This is a genomic window from Hymenobacter rigui, assembly GCF_003944715.1.
Classification (GTDB): domain Bacteria; phylum Bacteroidota; class Bacteroidia; order Cytophagales; family Hymenobacteraceae; genus Hymenobacter; species Hymenobacter rigui.
Genome location: NZ_RWIT01000003.1, coordinates 109,459 through 123,753, shown reverse-complemented (window position 1 = coordinate 123,753; position 14,295 = coordinate 109,459). Strand labels below are relative to the sequence as shown.

Genomic DNA, 14,295 nt, shown 5'->3' with positions numbered 1-14,295 from the left:
CCGTTGGTACCCGCCGCCTTCCTATTGAAGCAGCCGTTCGTTGCTGTTGCGTATGCGTTTGTTACTGCTGGATAACTTCGATTCGTTTACCTACAACCTGCTGGATTATCTTCAGCAGCTGGGTTGCGACGTAGAAGTGCGCCGTAACAACGTGCCGCTGGCTGAGCTGCGGCAACTCGTATTCGATGCGCTGGTTCTGTCGCCGGGACCGGGCACACCCGCTGCTGCCGGCCACCTGATGGCCGTTATCCAGGAATATCATGCCCAAAAGCCCATGCTGGGTGTATGCCTGGGGCATCAGGCGCTGGGTGAGTTTTTTGGGGCTCAGGTAGTGCGCGGGCAGCGGCCCATGCACGGCAAGGTGTCGGATATTATCTGGATCCAGCCTGACCCGCTCTGGCAGGGGTTACCGGCACATATGTCGGTTACGCGCTACCATTCCTTAGTGCTGCACAACCTGCCGGCCACGCTGGAGCCACTGGCCTTTACAGCTGGTGAGTCTCCCGAGATAATGGCGCTGCGCCACCGTACGCTGCCGTTATGGGGCGTACAGTTTCACCCCGAAGCCCTGCTGACGCCGCATGGACTGGCACTTCTGGGCAATTGGGTCAAGAATTGTATCATTGCACAGCCCGCTTCGGCCACCACTGGCGGCGGGTACATTTCCTAGCGACGATGGAGCTGCAGATCAAGGAGAAAAACGAATTCCAGTATGTAGATGAAGGCTCCGGCGAGGTGCTGCTGCTGCTGCACGGCCTGTTCGGGGCCCTCAGCAACTGGCAGGATGTAGTGCAGGAGTTCAGTGCCCGGTACCGCGTAGTTATTCCGCTGCTGCCCATCTACGACATGCCGCTGCTGAAAGCCGGCGTGCCAGGTCTGGTGAGCTTTGTGGAGGATTTTCTGGCCGAAATCAACCTGACCCAGCCCTGCACGGTGCTGGGCAACTCGCTTGGTGGTCATATTGCGCTGGTATATACCCTCCAGAACCCTGATCGGGTGAAACGGCTGGTACTCACTGGTAGCAGCGGGCTGTTTGAGGATGGCATGGGAGGCTCGTTTCCTAAGCGCGGTAACTATGCTTACGTGCAGGAACGGGTGGCTTATACCTTCTATGACCCCGCCGTGGCTACGCAGGAATTGGTAGATGAAGTGTTCAGCGTGACGAATTCTAATGCCAAATGTCTGCGCATCATCAGCATTGCCCGCTCGGCACAGCGGCATAACCTGGCCAAGGAACTGCATAAAATAAAGGTGCCTACGCTGCTGGTTTGGGGCCTCAATGATACCATTACTCCACCGATAGTGGCGCATGAGTTCGGTCGACTGATCAAGGGCGCAGAGTTGCGTTTCCTCGACCATTGCGGCCACGCTCCCATGATGGAGCGCCCCCGGCAGTTCAATCAGCTGCTCATGGCCTTTCTGGAGCGCACCGCAGTATCAGTAGCCGCGTAATACCGGCAGCTTACCCGCTGTCTGCAACCGTTAAGCTGGTTTTGTCGCTCTTTCAGCCAGTAACCAGCTGCTTGCTTACCGCAAAACCTTCTTCTGGCGTTACAGCTTATATTGTCCCTGCCCTCCGCGCTTCTATTCCGCTTTTTGCCTGCTCTCCGATGAATTCTATCCTCGCCGAAGACTTACTGAATCAGATGATTCCGCCGCTGAAGGTGACGGATTCAACGGAGAAGGCTGCCCGCTGGCTGGAGGAATTCCACGTGGGGCAGCTGCCCGTGCTGGATAACCGCCAGTACCGGGGCCTGATTACCGAATCGGATCTGCTGGACCGGGAGGGAGTGGAATGTCTGCTCGGAAGCCTCTCGCTAAGCTACACCGATGTACACGTGCAGCATGACCAGCACTTCTACAACATCATTGAGCTGGCCGTACAGAATAAAGTACAGCTGGTGCCCGTGCTGGATGCCCAGCACGAATACCTAGGCGTGGTAACCGTGAGTGATACGCTGGCGGCTTTCGGTAAAGTGCCCGTGGCTACCAGTCAGCAGGGAATTATTGTGCTGGCCATGGAGGAGCGGGACTATTCGCTCACCCAGATCAGCCGGTATGTGGAGGAGAACAACGCCAAAATCATGAGCGCCCATGTGGCCCAGGATGAGCACGACCCCTACCGCATCCGGCTCACACTGAAGCTCAATACACCTAATATTACCCGCATTATTGCTACCCTGGAGCGGTTTGGTTATTCCATTACCGCGCAATTCAGCGGTACCGGCGAGGTGACGGAGGATGAGCAGGAGCGCTACAACGCCCTGTTGCGCTACCTCAATATCTGAGCCGACAGGGGAGGTGCTGATATCCATATTGCTCCTATGGCTGGGCGGCTTGCTCCGGGCTGTGCCAACCGCCTCACCCGTTCCGGCGGCGCCGACCTCTGTGGCGGCCCCCGATTCCCTGCGCCGCTCCGTTGCCGACAGTCTGCTCCATGTACAGTGCGCCGGCTACAGCTCGCTGCGGGTTGGTCGGATTCTGTTTGTGGGCAACCGCGTAACCAAGGAAGCTGTGCTGCGGGCCGAACTGGACTTCCGCGAAAATGATACGCTGGCCGCCGCTACCGTTAGTCGCCGCCTGGAGGCCAACCGCCGCCGCCTGTTCAATCTGCAGCTCTTTCATCAGGTGTTGGTGCAGCCCGTATGCCGCGACGGGGAGCTGACCATCCTGTATAGTGTGCAGGAGCGGTGGTACATATTTCCGGTGCCCATCTTCTCCCTGGCTGACCGGAACTTCCGCTCCTGGCTTGACCGCTCCGACCGGTGGCAGCGCGTCGATTACGGCCTGCATCTGGTCCGACGAAACTTTCGGGGGCGAAACGAGCAGTTGCTGGCCAATCTGCAGTTGGGTTTCAACCGCAAGTATGAGTTGTTTTATGAGGCGCCGGGCTACGGCCGGCGACGGCGCGTGGGCTTTGGCGCAGGTTACTCATACTACCGCAGCCATGCCCTGGACTACGCCACCGTTGCGGACCGGCTACAGAACCTGCGGCAGGAGCAGGACTTTCCCATTGAGCGGCAATACGTCACGGCTGGTATCCGCTGGCGCCGCACCGTGCAGCACCTCACCGCGTTAGATGTTTCCTATCATCATGAGCGGGTTTCCGATTCTGTGCTCTACTATAACCCCCGGTACTTTCTCAGTGGCCCGCAGCGCGAGTATCTGGAATTTGGGCTGGTGAGCACCCTTAATCAGCGGAATACCTTTGCCTATCCGCTCACCGGCCAGTATGCGCAGTTAGGCGTTACGTATCGGGCTTTTCTCACCGGGCGTACTCCGAATAGCCTGACGTTGCGCGGCCGCTACGCCCGTTATGTGGCGCTGGGTGGGCCGCTGTACTACAGTGCGGGTGCCACCGCGCAGCTTCGGTTCGCCCGCTCCATTGCGTACCCCGATGACCGTGCGTTTGGCTACGACGTGCTGGTGCGGGGGTACGATGCCTACGTGATTGAGGGCCGGCATCTGGGCCTGCTGCAGCAGGGCCTCACGTATCGTCTGCTCGATCTGGGGAAGCTGCAGCTGGACGGCCTGCCCAGCACCCGCTTCAATACCATTCCGCTGGTTTTTTATTTAAATACCTTTGCCGATGTCGGCTACGTCCGCCAACCCAACGTAACAGCTGCCAACGTACTGCCCAACCGGGTACTGGCCTCCGCCGGCATTGCCCTGCACCTGGTCACGTACTACGATTGGGTATTTACCCTTGAATACACCCGTAATCGGGAGCAGCAGGGTGGCTTTTTCTTTCGCTCTCAGTTCCCCATCTGATTATCATTGCCTGCCTAATCAGGTTATGTTTTTGTTATGAAAATAGCCATTCTGGGAAAGCCTTTCGATGAAAATCAAACCGCTTTCATGCAGGAAATGATGAATGATCTGGTGCGGCGGCAGGCGGAAGTCAGCATTCTGGAATCGTTTCATGCCTATCTGCGCCAGCACATCCAGCTTCCCGAAGGTATTACCACCTTCCGTCGCGGCGACTCGCTGCAGGGTACGCGTTTCGTGCTCAGCATCGGCGGTGATGGAACTCTGCTGGATACCGTGACCCACGTGGGCCCGCTCCAGATTCCTATTCTGGGTATCAATACCGGTCGGCTAGGTTTTCTGGCTACCATCTCCCCCGATAAAATAGCCCAGGCCATTGATGCGCTGTTCAAAGGGCACTTTGTGCTGGAAGACCGCAGCCTGATCCGCGTGGATACTGACCCGGACACGTTCGGGGATATCAACTTCGGACTCAATGAGTTTAGTATTCTGAAGCGCGATACTTCCTCTATGATTGTCGTGCATACTTACATAGACGGCGAGTATCTGAACTCGTACTGGGCCGATGGGCTGATTGTCTCGACTCCCACCGGGTCGACTGGGTACTCTCTGAGTTGCGGCGGCCCGGTAATGCTGCCCCAAACGAACAATTTCATCATTGCTCCCGTATGCCCTCACAATCTGAATGTACGGCCTCTGATTGTGTCCGACAGAAGCGTTATTTCCTTCGAGATTGAAGGGCGGAGCAATAATTTTCTGCTCTCCCTTGATTCTCGTTCCAACACCGTGGAAGCCGGAATTCAGATTGCAGTTCGCCGAGAAAACTTCAATGCCCGTCTGGTAAAGCTGAATCACGTTAACTTCCTGAGTACCTTGCGCAGTAAGTTGAACTGGGGGCTTGACCGTCGAAACCCGGCCGGAATCCCGCTGTAAGCATAGAGTTTTTACCGTAAATGTTTTTAAAGTTCACTGCATCTTCTACTTTTGTCGCTCACTGCGACCGTGTCCATACGATTTTTCGCACTTTTTCAGCCTGATATTTTTAACCCTCGCTCAATATGAAGCAACTCTTGACCCACACTTTGGCCCTGTTGCTGGTCCTCGCGCTGGTAGCGTCGGAGGCGAGTGCGCAGCAGTTCACGAAGCGGAAGCAGTACAACTCAGTTGGTGTAACGCTGAACGGCATGGCATACTTCGGTGACATTACGCCGAAACCAAGCATTCCAAGCTTCCGTGCCGGTGCTACCCGCCCGAACATCGGTCTTAACATCACGCGCCGCTTTGCTCCGCGTATCTCGGGTCGTGCGTCGCTTTCCTACGGCCGTATTACCGGTGATGATGCAAAAGCCGCTGATCAGACTGATGCCGATGCTAAGTTCCGCTACAACCGGAACATGAATTTCCGCAACGACATCCTGGAATTTGCTGCTACCGGTATCTTCGACCTGATCGAGAACCGTAACAACTATATCAAGCGTCCCGACTTCGTTCCTTACGTGTTTGGCGGTGTAGGTGTAATTCACCACAATCCTAAGGGATTGGATGCCAATGGCAATATTGTAGCGCTCCAGCCGTTGAGAACCGAAGGTCAGTCAAGCGGCTATGCCCTGACCCAATTCGTAATTCCTTTCGGTGCCGGTGCCCGATACAAAATCAACAAACTGTTTGACGTTGGTATCGAATTAGGTTTCCGTAAAACTTTCACTGACTATCTTGACGACGTAAGCGGCAACTACGTGAACAACCGTAGCCAATTGCAGTCGGGCAATGCCCAATACTTCGGGTGGGATATTACCAAAGGCACTGCTCAGGTTCCCGGTACTTATGACACCTCTAACCAAGGCGGTCAGGTTCGTGGCCATAGCAGCGAAAAGGATTGGTACTCGACTCTAGGTTTGTCAGTAAACTATATCCTCGCTCCGCGAGTACGTAACCCCAAATTCAGATAGTCAGTCCTGCTGGCTGTCTTTTCTTCAACAGCCAGTCAGTATATGACCCATTTGACCTCTTTTAAAACACTCCTTATCGGCACTGTGTCGGTAGGGAGTGTTTTTTTTGCCCATGTAGTAGTTGCTCAGAACACCAGTGAAATAGGCATGGGAATTGGCGGCCTCGTGTACAAAGGCGAGCTTTCTCCCAATTACCAGTTTCGCAACAACCGGCCGGCTCTCACGGCATTCTACCGCAAGGATATCTCGGCTCCGGTAACACTGCGGGCCAGCTTGCTGGGCGGGATGCTCCGTGCTGACGACCGGAATGTGAGAGGCAGTAGTGGCAACGTAACGCCACTGTCAGTTTACCGGGATGCCAATATGAAAGGCAGTCTGTTGGAAGCGGCAGGAGGTATGGAGTATAATTTCTACGACTACCATAACCGTCGGGATAAAGTGCATTTTACCCCGTACGTGTTCATCGGCGTTGCGGGATTTTACGCCAGCATCACCACTGCCAGCGCCCCACATCCTCAGCTAAATCAAAAAGCAGGAGTATTCAGCGTGGCAGTTCCGGTAGGGCTGGGGTTTAAGTACGCCCTGTCAGAACACTGGAACCTGGGACTGGAAGCCGGAGCTCGCAAAACGTTTACCGACAACCTCGACCATGTGGATGGAAAGTCGGGTGGGCAGAATGATCTGCTGGGTAACCCCCACGACCAGGATTGGTATTTCTACAACGGGTTAAGCATTTCGTACACCTTCTACAAAATCAGGTGCCCTGATAAAAGCCAGGAGAAAGGCAAAAAGTCTGATAAATAGCCTCGCCATCCATGTTGCACTGCCCTTGGTATACGAAATGCCAAGGGCAGTGCGTATGTTAGCTGGGTGCTGCAAGTGGTTATCGGGCAGAGGGGAATGCAACCATTTGCGTAACTTGCGGCCTCTTTACGCAAAAAGTACTAATGGCCGCTCGGTCCGAGATTGACTCCCAGAATATTCCCGCTCACGTTGCCGTCATCATGGATGGTAATGGTCGGTGGGCTAAGCAGAAAGGCGGTTTGCGCATTTTCGGGCACCAGAGTGCTATTACGGCCGTGCGCGAAACCGTAGAGGCGGCGGCGGAAGCCGGTGTGAAATACCTGACCCTATACGCCTTTTCGACCGAGAACTGGTCGAGGCCGGCGCATGAGGTAATGGCCCTGATGCAGCTGCTGGTGCACACTATTCGGCAGGAAACCCCGACGCTGCTTAAGAACAGCATCCGCTTGCAGGCCATTGGGCAGATTGAGAACCTGCCGGCCTCGTGCCAGAAAGAGTTGGCCGAGGCTATGGAGCTTACCAAAGGCGGTACCCGCACTACGCTGCTACTGGCCCTGAGCTACAGTGGCCGCTGGGACCTCACGCAGGCTACCCAGCGCATGGCAGCCGAAGTGGCGGCCGGCCGTCTGCAGCCCGAGCAGATTACGGAAACTACTGTGGCGGGGTTCCTCTCCACGGCTGGTATTCCGGACCCCGAACTGCTGATTCGTACCAGTGGCGAACAGCGCATCAGCAATTTCTTATTGTGGCAGCTGGCCTATACGGAACTGTTTATTACCGATTTGCTCTGGCCGGACTTCCGGCGGGAACATTTCTACGATGCCCTGCGCGCTTATCAGCAGCGGGAGCGTCGTTTCGGGAAAACCAGTGAGCAGCTAACCGTTTCGTAATCCCAGAACATGAGTTCTTCCTATCATAAGCTACTTCCGGCAGCTGCTCTGGCCCTGGCCCTGGGCACTACCCCAGCAACTGTTGCTTCCGCGCAAACCCAGCCCGCGGCCGAAGGCGACCAGGCGCAACGCTATACCCTCGGGGGTATTACCATTAGCGGTGCCCGTTACCTGGATCCTAACACGCTGATTGGTCTGACCGGCTTGAAAATCGGTGACCCAATTACCATTCCGGGTGAAGAAATTGGCCGAGCCATCCGGAAGCTGTGGGACCAGGGCATTCTGGGCGACGTGAGCGTGAGCGTGACGCGCACAGAAGGCTCCCGCATATTTCTGGATTTCAACCTGAAGGAACGGCCCCGCCTTTCCAAGTTCGAATTCACCGGAATTGGCAAAAGCCAAGCCGATGAGTTGAAGAACAAGATTAAGCTGATCCGGGGTAAGGTGGTGACGGATGCACTGCTGAGCAACACCCGTTCCCAGGTACGGAAGTTCTACACCAACAAAGGCTTCCTTGATTCCAAGGTAACCATTACGCAGAAGGCCGACTCCGCTTTGTCGAACAGTGTGGTGTTATTCATCAATGTAGACAAAGGCTCCAAGGTAAAAATCAACGACATCGTATTTGAAGGCAACACTGCCTTCAAGGATAGTAAGCTGAAAGGCAAATTCAAGAAAACCAAGGAGAAGAAATTTCCGAAGCTGTTCAACTCTGGCAAATACCAAGCTAAGGAGTTTGCCGACGATAAGCAGAAGCTGATAGACTTCTACAACAGCCAGGGCTACCGCGACGCCGTGATTGTGTCCGACTCGCTGGCCCGGGTGGGTGATGGGCTACGCCTGACGGTGAAAGTGGACGAGGGTCCGAAATACTATTTCCGCAACATCACCTGGAAGGGTAACTACCTCTACGACGACAAAACGCTGGCCTCGGTACTGGGCATCAAGGAAGGCAGCGTGTACAGCAAGGAAACGCTGGATAAGCGCCTGACCTACAATCCCACGGGCCAGGACGTATCGTCGCTGTACATGAACGACGGCTACCTGTTCTTCCAGATTGATCCGGTGGAAACCAAGGTGGAAGGCGACTCCATTGACATTGAGATGCGCGTGTCGGAAGGAGTGCAGGCACGCATCAAGGATGTAAACATTGCCGGCAACACCAAAACCTCTGACCACGTGGTGCGCCGCGCCCTCTACACGCTGCCCGGCGACAAATTCAGCCGGGAGCAGTTGATCCGGAGTCAGCGCGAAATTGCCACTCTGGGCTATTTTGACCCCGAGAAAATCGGCCTGAACCCGGTACCAAACCAAGCCGATGGTACAGTAGATATCAACTACACGGTAGAAGAGAAGCCCTCCGATCAGATTACCCTTTCGGGTGGCTGGGGTGGTTATGCCGGCTTCATTGGCACGGTAGGCCTGGTATTTAATAACTTCTCCCTGCGTAAAGCGGGTTCTTTGCGCAACTGGACGCCGGTTCCCGCCGGTGACGGCCAGCGCCTGGCCCTGAACGTGCAGGCCAACGGCCTGCAGTACCAAGCGTACTCCTTCTCCTTCACGGAGCCGTGGCTGGGCGGCCGCAAGCCCAACTCACTGTCGGTGAGCCTGACCAAAACGATTTACCGCGTTGGCACCAACTTCGACGCCAGCACCGGCAGCTACCTGAAAACCAACGGTGCCAGCGTAAGTTTGGGCCGCCGCCTGCGCTGGCCCGACGACTACTTTACGCTCAGCAATGCACTGTCGGTTACGCAGTACAAGCTGAATAACTACCCCGGTCTGGGCGCCAACTTCTTCCCTACGGGCACCGGCAACGCCACCAACGTTACGTTCAACACCACGTTGTCGCGTAATAGCATCGATAACCCCACGTTCACGCGGCGCGGCTCTTCTCTGTCGCTAAGCGTAAACCTGACGCCGCCGTATTCGCTGTTTCCAGGTTCGCACCCCAGCGTGAATGAGTGGGTGGAGTTTCATAAGTGGATGTTCGATGCCTCGTGGTTCTCGCCGGTAATCGGCAAGCTGGTTCTGAACACGCGGGCCCACTTCGGCTTCATTGGCAGCTATAACAGCGCCCGTCCCATTGGGCCGTTTGAGCGGTTTAAGCTGGGTGGTTCCGGCCTGGGCTACGGGGGCTCCAGCAACTTCATTGCCGGTACCGAATACATTGGCCTGCGCGGCTATGCTGACCCTAACGATGCTAACTCCCTGCCTGCTTCGCAACAGTCGTCGGCCGGTGGCGTGGTGTACAATAAATTCGTGATGGAAATGCGTTATCCGGTGAGCCTTAACCCGGCGGCCACGGTATACGTGCTCAGCTTTGCGGAGGCCGGTAACTCCTTCGAACAGTACACCAACTACAACCCCTACAAACTGTACCGTTCGGCTGGGGTAGGAGCCCGTATTTTCATGTCGGCATTTGGTTTGCTAGGCTTCGATTATGGCTGGGGCTTCGACAAAGTGCCGGTTACTTCGGCCGGTCAGAAGCAAGACAAGGGCATGTTCCACTTTATCATTGGTCAGCAGCTCCGCTAAGCCCGGCGGCGTGGCGGGCCGTTCATCTCTCCGTATCAGTATGAACAAACTGTTGTTATGGATGGCTGCCCTGAGCATGGGGCTGGTAGTTAATATACTGGCACCGCAAGCTGCGCAGGCCCAGAAATTCGGATACGTGGACTCCGAGTTTATCATGAGCAAAATGCCGGCCTATACCCAGGCCCAGCAGGAGCTCAACACGCTTTCGGCGAACTGGCAGAAAGACATTGAAACGCAAAAAAAGGACCTCGATAAGCTCTACCGGAATTATCAGGCCGAAGAAGTGGTTCTGACGGAGGCCATGAAGAAGAAGCGCCAAGACGAGATTCTGAAGAAGGAGCAGGACATCAAGACCTACCAGAACAGAATTTTCGGCTTCGAGGGCCAACTCTTCAAGAAGCGCCAGGAACTGACCAAGCCGGTGCAGGACAAGGTGTTTGAAGCCATTGAAAAAGTAGCCAAGAAAAAACAGCTGGCTATTGTATTCGATAAGTCCGGCGACCTGACCATGCTCTACACCAACCCCGTGCATGATTACACGGAATTTGTGCTGGAAGAGCTGGGTTTAGCTTCCGAAGACCGGAACCAACCCGCCCAGAAGGGGGCGGTAAAGACGGTAGCTACTCCGCAAACGCCGGCCACTGATGCCGCCGCCGAAGAGGAGCCGGTACCGGGTAAGCAACCAGCCAAAACCCCGGCGCGGCCATCTACCCGAAAAAAGTAACTTTGTGCATCTAACTCTCTGACTTTTCTCTTTTTGATGACCACTATGAACAAATTCCGCGTTGCGCTGGCTGCTGCCGCCCTCACCTTCACTACGGCTACGGCTTCGATGGCACAGACCGCCGCTCCGCTGAAAATTGGCTATACCAGCGTGGAGTACGTGCTGAGCCAGATGCCCGAAAGCAAGCAGATTGAGTCGCAGTTGAAAGATTACAGCACCCAGCTTAAAAACCAGCTGGATGCTAAGAATACCGAGTTCCGCACCAAGCTGGAAGCCTACCAGAAAGGTGGTGCTACCATGCCCGACCCCGTGAAGGCCGATAAAGAAAAAGAACTGCAAAACATGCAGCAATCGATGCAGGAGTTCCAGCAGAATGCCGAAGTATCGCTGCAGCAGAAGCAGCAGGCGTTGCTGAAGCCCGCCCTGGATAAGCTGCAGAAGAACATTGACGCGGTGGCCGATGAAAACGGTTATACCTACATTCTGAACTCGGATGGTGCCAGCCCGGTGCTGCTCCACGGCCCCAAGGATGGCGACGTATCGGACCTGATTCTGAAGAAAATGGGCATCACGCCCGGCGCTGCTCCGGCCGCTGCTCCTAAGGTAACCACGCCGGCTACCACCACGCCGGCCGCTGTACCCGCCGCTTCGAAAACCAAAACCAAGACGAAGAAATAAGGCGTCAGCCCGTTTCTGACCAGATTTCTGCACAGTCGGGGCATTCGCTCCGGCTGTTGCTGTTTTATAGAACCCTGGCCCGCACTGCTGTACGTGGCCGGCCCATGAACTACCTGACCCACGCCCATATGTCGGAGCTGGAAGAAGAACTGGAAAATCCCACGCTCCCGGCCGCCATGCCGCCGCACCATGCTGTTGACATCGATGAAGATGGCGAAGGTGGGGACGAGCTGTATGAGCACCACCGCATCACGGCCGACCGGCGACAGGAGTTGCTGCGGCTGGATAAGTTTCTGCTGAACCGGCTGCCCAGCACGTCCCGCACTCGCATTCAGAATGCCATCAAGGCCGAAGCCGTGCAGGTAAATGACCGTGCGGTGAAATCGAATTACCGCGTCAAGCCCGGCGACACCATCACCATTACCCTGCCCGAGCCACCTCGCGAGTTTAAGGTAGTGCCTGAGCCCATGGACCTGGATATCCGCTACGAGGACGCTGAGCTACTGATTGTGAACAAGCCGGCCGGATTGGTGGTACACCCGGCCTTTGGCAACTGGAATGGTACGCTGGTAAACGGGCTGGCGTATCATCTGCAGAACCTGCCTACCGGCCGTAACGGCGAAATCCGCCCCGGTCTGGTACACCGCATCGACAAGGATACGTCCGGGTTACTAGTTGTGGGCAAAACCGAATTTGCCATGACGCACCTATCTAACCAGTTCTTCCATCATACCATTGAGCGGACGTATCTGGCGCTGGTATGGGGCGTGCCGAAGGAGGAAGTCGGTACCATGCGGGGGCACATTGGCCGCAGTCTTAAAGACCGGAAAATTCAGGCAGTGTATCCGGATGGGGAGCAGGGTAAGCACGCCGTGACTCACTATAAAGTGCTGCGTTCATTCGGCAAAGTAGCTCTGCTGCAGTGCAACCTGGAAACCGGCCGCACCCACCAGATCCGGGCGCATATGAAGCATATCGGTCACCCGCTGTTCGGCGACTCTACCTATGGTGGCGACAAAATAGTGTATGGCCAGCGTACCGGGGCATACAAAATATTTGCGGAGAAAATGCTGGAGATAATGCCCCGACAGGCACTGCATGCCAAGTCACTGGGCTTCGAGCATCCTACCACCCGCGAGATACTGCACTTTGAAGCCGAATTACCGGCCGATTTTGAAGCCGTACTGGCAGAGTGGGGTAAGTATGCTGCCGAGCACTCCTAGTGCCTTCAAAGGGTGTTAAAACGCAAAAAGGCCCGCTACTAGGTAGCGGGCCTTTTTTAGTGTGAAGGGTCAAGCGGTTATTTACGCTTTACCGGGGCTTTTGCCGGAGCCTTCTTGGCTGGAGCGGGCTTTGTGATTTCACTCACGGCCGTTTTAGCCTGCTGGTCGTTGGGGTCCAGGGCCAAGGCCTGCTGCCAGTAGGGGAGGGCCGCAGCCTTATCACCCTTCTGATAGTAGTAATACCCCAGGTACTTGTTGGCCTCAATCAGACCCGACTTGTACTTGCTGGCATCTTCAGCGGCACCAGCCACCTTGATGTACTGCTCATAGTATGGCTTAGCCAGGCCCTGCTTCGAATCCTTATCCTGGTTCGCATTGGCGCGGGCGCGCATCTGGTAGCCGGGAATATAGTTCGGACGCTCCGTCAGTACCACACCGTACAGGCTGTCAGCCTGGGTATACTGGCCGTTCAGTTCGTAGGCACGGCCCAGGTATACCTTATCCGTCAGCTCACCCCCTTTATTGGCATTCATGCGTGCTTTCAGCGTGCTGATAGCATTGGGGTAGTCCTTGGCGGCGAGGTAAGCCTGTGCCAGTTCGTTCTGCAGTTCAGAAGCCTTCTTGGGGTCAGCGTCAATGGCCTTTTTGATGATGGCAGCACCTTCAGTGGTTTTACCACCTTTGATGAGCATCTTACCGTAGTACACGTTGTCTTCGGTAATCACCTTGTTGTTGGTTTGTGCTACCTGCAGGTATTTCTGCATGGCCGCCAACGCCTCATCGTTCTTGCCGGTTTCGTACAGGCTGTAGGCCCGCAGACGAAGCATCGTCAGGTTATTGGGGTCTTTGGCCAATACCTTATCTACTTCTACCAGCGCCTCGGGATACTTTTTGGTCAGGTACAGGAACGACGCATTCTTGGCATCGGTAGTCGACGACTTTTCGGCCAGTGAGGAATACTTCTGGAACTGGGCCAGAGCATCATCATAACGACCAGCGAAGTAATAGGTCTCGGCCAGCGAGTTGTAGGCCGGCGCATAGTTCGGGTCGATGCTGATAGCCTTGTCGAAGTTGGTTTTGGCTTCGTTGTAGGTACGGGCCCGCATGTTCAGCTGGCCTTTCCGCACATACGCCTGCACGTTGTTGGGGTCAGCCAGCGTAGCACGCTCGTAGCTGTTCATGGCTTCGCCACCACCCGTTTCCGACTTCAGGTAGATGTCACCGCGAGCAATCATCAGCGCGGCGTCATCTTTGCCTTTGTTCAGCTTTTCTCCGGCGCTAACGTATGACAGGGCCTTGTTGATGTCCTTCACATCCGACTCGGCGTAGGCCTGGGCAATCATGGTATACACCTTCTGATCTTTGCCTTTCGAGGCCTTCACCGCATTGTCGAACTGAATTTCAGCTTCAGCAGTCTTACCCTGCGCCAGGGCGGCACGACCAGCGGCCACCATCGTCAGGGGGTCTTTCTGATTCAGCGTAACCCGGTTGAAGTAATAAGCAGCCGAGTCGGGCATGTCGCGCATCTGGTACAGACGGCCCAATTCGTAAGAGGTTTCATTGGACTGCGGAGCACGTAGCAGAGCAGCACGGGCTTCGCTGTACCGCTCCAACTCAATGGCTTTCTGAGGGCTGGTTTGAGCAAGCGCGGCCGAACCGGTAACAGACAAAGCAGCGAGGAGCGTGAGCTTCCAGGGCTTGAGGTTCATGAGCAAAAGGTT

The 14,295-nt window shown here is 55.6% G+C and carries 13 protein-coding genes; 12 read left to right on the top strand and 1 reads right to left on the bottom strand.

The window, feature by feature from the left end; all coding sequences use genetic code 11:
• The first annotated feature begins 52 nt into the window (after window positions 1-52).
• From EI291_RS07575 to EI291_RS07520, 12 genes are all read left to right on the top strand, one after another.
• Window positions 53-670, top strand: a complete 618-nt coding sequence (locus tag EI291_RS07575) for an anthranilate synthase component II (RefSeq protein ID WP_125419205.1) — start codon at window positions 53-55, stop codon at window positions 668-670.
• A 5-nt stretch (window positions 671-675) separates the two neighbouring features.
• Window positions 676-1,452, top strand: a complete 777-nt coding sequence (locus EI291_RS07570; protein WP_125419204.1) for an alpha/beta fold hydrolase — start codon at window positions 676-678, stop codon at window positions 1,450-1,452.
• A gap of 158 nt (window positions 1,453-1,610) precedes the next feature.
• Window positions 1,611-2,288 carry a CBS domain-containing protein gene (locus tag EI291_RS07565; RefSeq protein WP_125419203.1) on the top strand — a complete coding sequence of 226 codons (678 nt, stop codon included), beginning with the start codon at window positions 1,611-1,613 and terminating at the stop codon, window positions 2,286-2,288.
• 61 nt (window positions 2,289-2,349) lie between these two features.
• Window positions 2,350-3,771 carry a POTRA domain-containing protein gene (locus EI291_RS07560; protein WP_170172554.1) on the top strand — a complete coding sequence of 474 codons (1,422 nt, stop codon included), beginning with the start codon at window positions 2,350-2,352 and terminating at the stop codon, window positions 3,769-3,771.
• A 36-nt stretch (window positions 3,772-3,807) separates the two neighbouring features.
• A complete protein-coding gene (locus tag EI291_RS07555; RefSeq protein ID WP_125419201.1) occupies window positions 3,808-4,701 on the top strand; it encodes an NAD kinase in 894 nt (297 codons plus the stop codon).
• A gap of 125 nt (window positions 4,702-4,826) precedes the next feature.
• The gene (locus tag EI291_RS07550; protein ID WP_125419200.1) at window positions 4,827-5,717 is read left to right on the top strand and encodes a DUF6089 family protein; all 891 of its coding nucleotides are present in this window, start codon (window positions 4,827-4,829) and stop codon (window positions 5,715-5,717) included.
• Window positions 5,718-5,759: 42 nt separating this feature from the next.
• Window positions 5,760-6,521: a type IX secretion system protein PorG gene (gene porG / locus EI291_RS07545; RefSeq protein WP_125419199.1), complete on the top strand. Its 762-nt coding sequence runs from the start codon at window positions 5,760-5,762 to the stop codon at window positions 6,519-6,521.
• A gap of 143 nt (window positions 6,522-6,664) precedes the next feature.
• The gene (locus EI291_RS07540; RefSeq protein WP_125419198.1) at window positions 6,665-7,411 is read left to right on the top strand and encodes an isoprenyl transferase; all 747 of its coding nucleotides are present in this window, start codon (window positions 6,665-6,667) and stop codon (window positions 7,409-7,411) included.
• Window positions 7,412-7,420: 9 nt separating this feature from the next.
• Window positions 7,421-9,949 (top strand): outer membrane protein assembly factor BamA, encoded by a 2,529-nt coding sequence (gene bamA / locus EI291_RS07535; RefSeq protein ID WP_125419197.1) that lies wholly within the window; start codon window positions 7,421-7,423, stop codon window positions 9,947-9,949.
• 40 nt (window positions 9,950-9,989) lie between these two features.
• Window positions 9,990-10,673: an OmpH family outer membrane protein gene (locus EI291_RS07530; RefSeq protein ID WP_125419196.1), complete on the top strand. Its 684-nt coding sequence runs from the start codon at window positions 9,990-9,992 to the stop codon at window positions 10,671-10,673.
• A gap of 45 nt (window positions 10,674-10,718) precedes the next feature.
• Entirely contained in the window at window positions 10,719-11,351 is a 633-nt protein-coding gene (locus EI291_RS07525; RefSeq protein ID WP_240635424.1) for an OmpH family outer membrane protein, read from the top strand.
• A gap of 176 nt (window positions 11,352-11,527) precedes the next feature.
• Complete coding sequence (locus EI291_RS07520; protein ID WP_240635454.1) at window positions 11,528-12,574, top strand: RluA family pseudouridine synthase; 1,047 nt, start codon at window positions 11,528-11,530, stop codon at window positions 12,572-12,574.
• A gap of 77 nt (window positions 12,575-12,651) precedes the next feature.
• Here EI291_RS07520 and EI291_RS07515 read toward each other — a convergent pair whose 3' ends face one another.
• A complete protein-coding gene (locus EI291_RS07515; protein ID WP_125419194.1) occupies window positions 12,652-14,283 on the bottom strand; it encodes a tetratricopeptide repeat protein in 1,632 nt (543 codons plus the stop codon).
• Window positions 14,284-14,295: the final 12 nt, after the last annotated feature.

Coding starts and splice junctions, on each gene's coding strand:
- EI291_RS07515 (WP_125419194.1), bottom strand. CDS start 14,283: ATGAACCTCAAGCCCTGGAAGCTCACGCTCCTCGCTGCTTTGTCTGTT.
- EI291_RS07530 (WP_125419196.1), top strand. CDS start 9,990: ATGAACAAACTGTTGTTATGGATGGCTGCCCTGAGCATGGGGCTGGTA.
- EI291_RS07555 (WP_125419201.1), top strand. CDS start 3,808: ATGAAAATAGCCATTCTGGGAAAGCCTTTCGATGAAAATCAAACCGCT.
- EI291_RS07525 (WP_240635424.1), top strand. CDS start 10,719: ATGAACAAATTCCGCGTTGCGCTGGCTGCTGCCGCCCTCACCTTCACT.
- EI291_RS07565 (WP_125419203.1), top strand. CDS start 1,611: ATGAATTCTATCCTCGCCGAAGACTTACTGAATCAGATGATTCCGCCG.
- EI291_RS07570 (WP_125419204.1), top strand. CDS start 676: ATGGAGCTGCAGATCAAGGAGAAAAACGAATTCCAGTATGTAGATGAA.
- EI291_RS07575 (WP_125419205.1), top strand. CDS start 53: ATGCGTTTGTTACTGCTGGATAACTTCGATTCGTTTACCTACAACCTG.
- bamA (WP_125419197.1), top strand. CDS start 7,421: ATGAGTTCTTCCTATCATAAGCTACTTCCGGCAGCTGCTCTGGCCCTG.
- EI291_RS07520 (WP_240635454.1), top strand. CDS start 11,528: ATGCCGCCGCACCATGCTGTTGACATCGATGAAGATGGCGAAGGTGGG.
- EI291_RS07540 (WP_125419198.1), top strand. CDS start 6,665: ATGGCCGCTCGGTCCGAGATTGACTCCCAGAATATTCCCGCTCACGTT.
- EI291_RS07550 (WP_125419200.1), top strand. CDS start 4,827: ATGAAGCAACTCTTGACCCACACTTTGGCCCTGTTGCTGGTCCTCGCG.
- porG (WP_125419199.1), top strand. CDS start 5,760: ATGACCCATTTGACCTCTTTTAAAACACTCCTTATCGGCACTGTGTCG.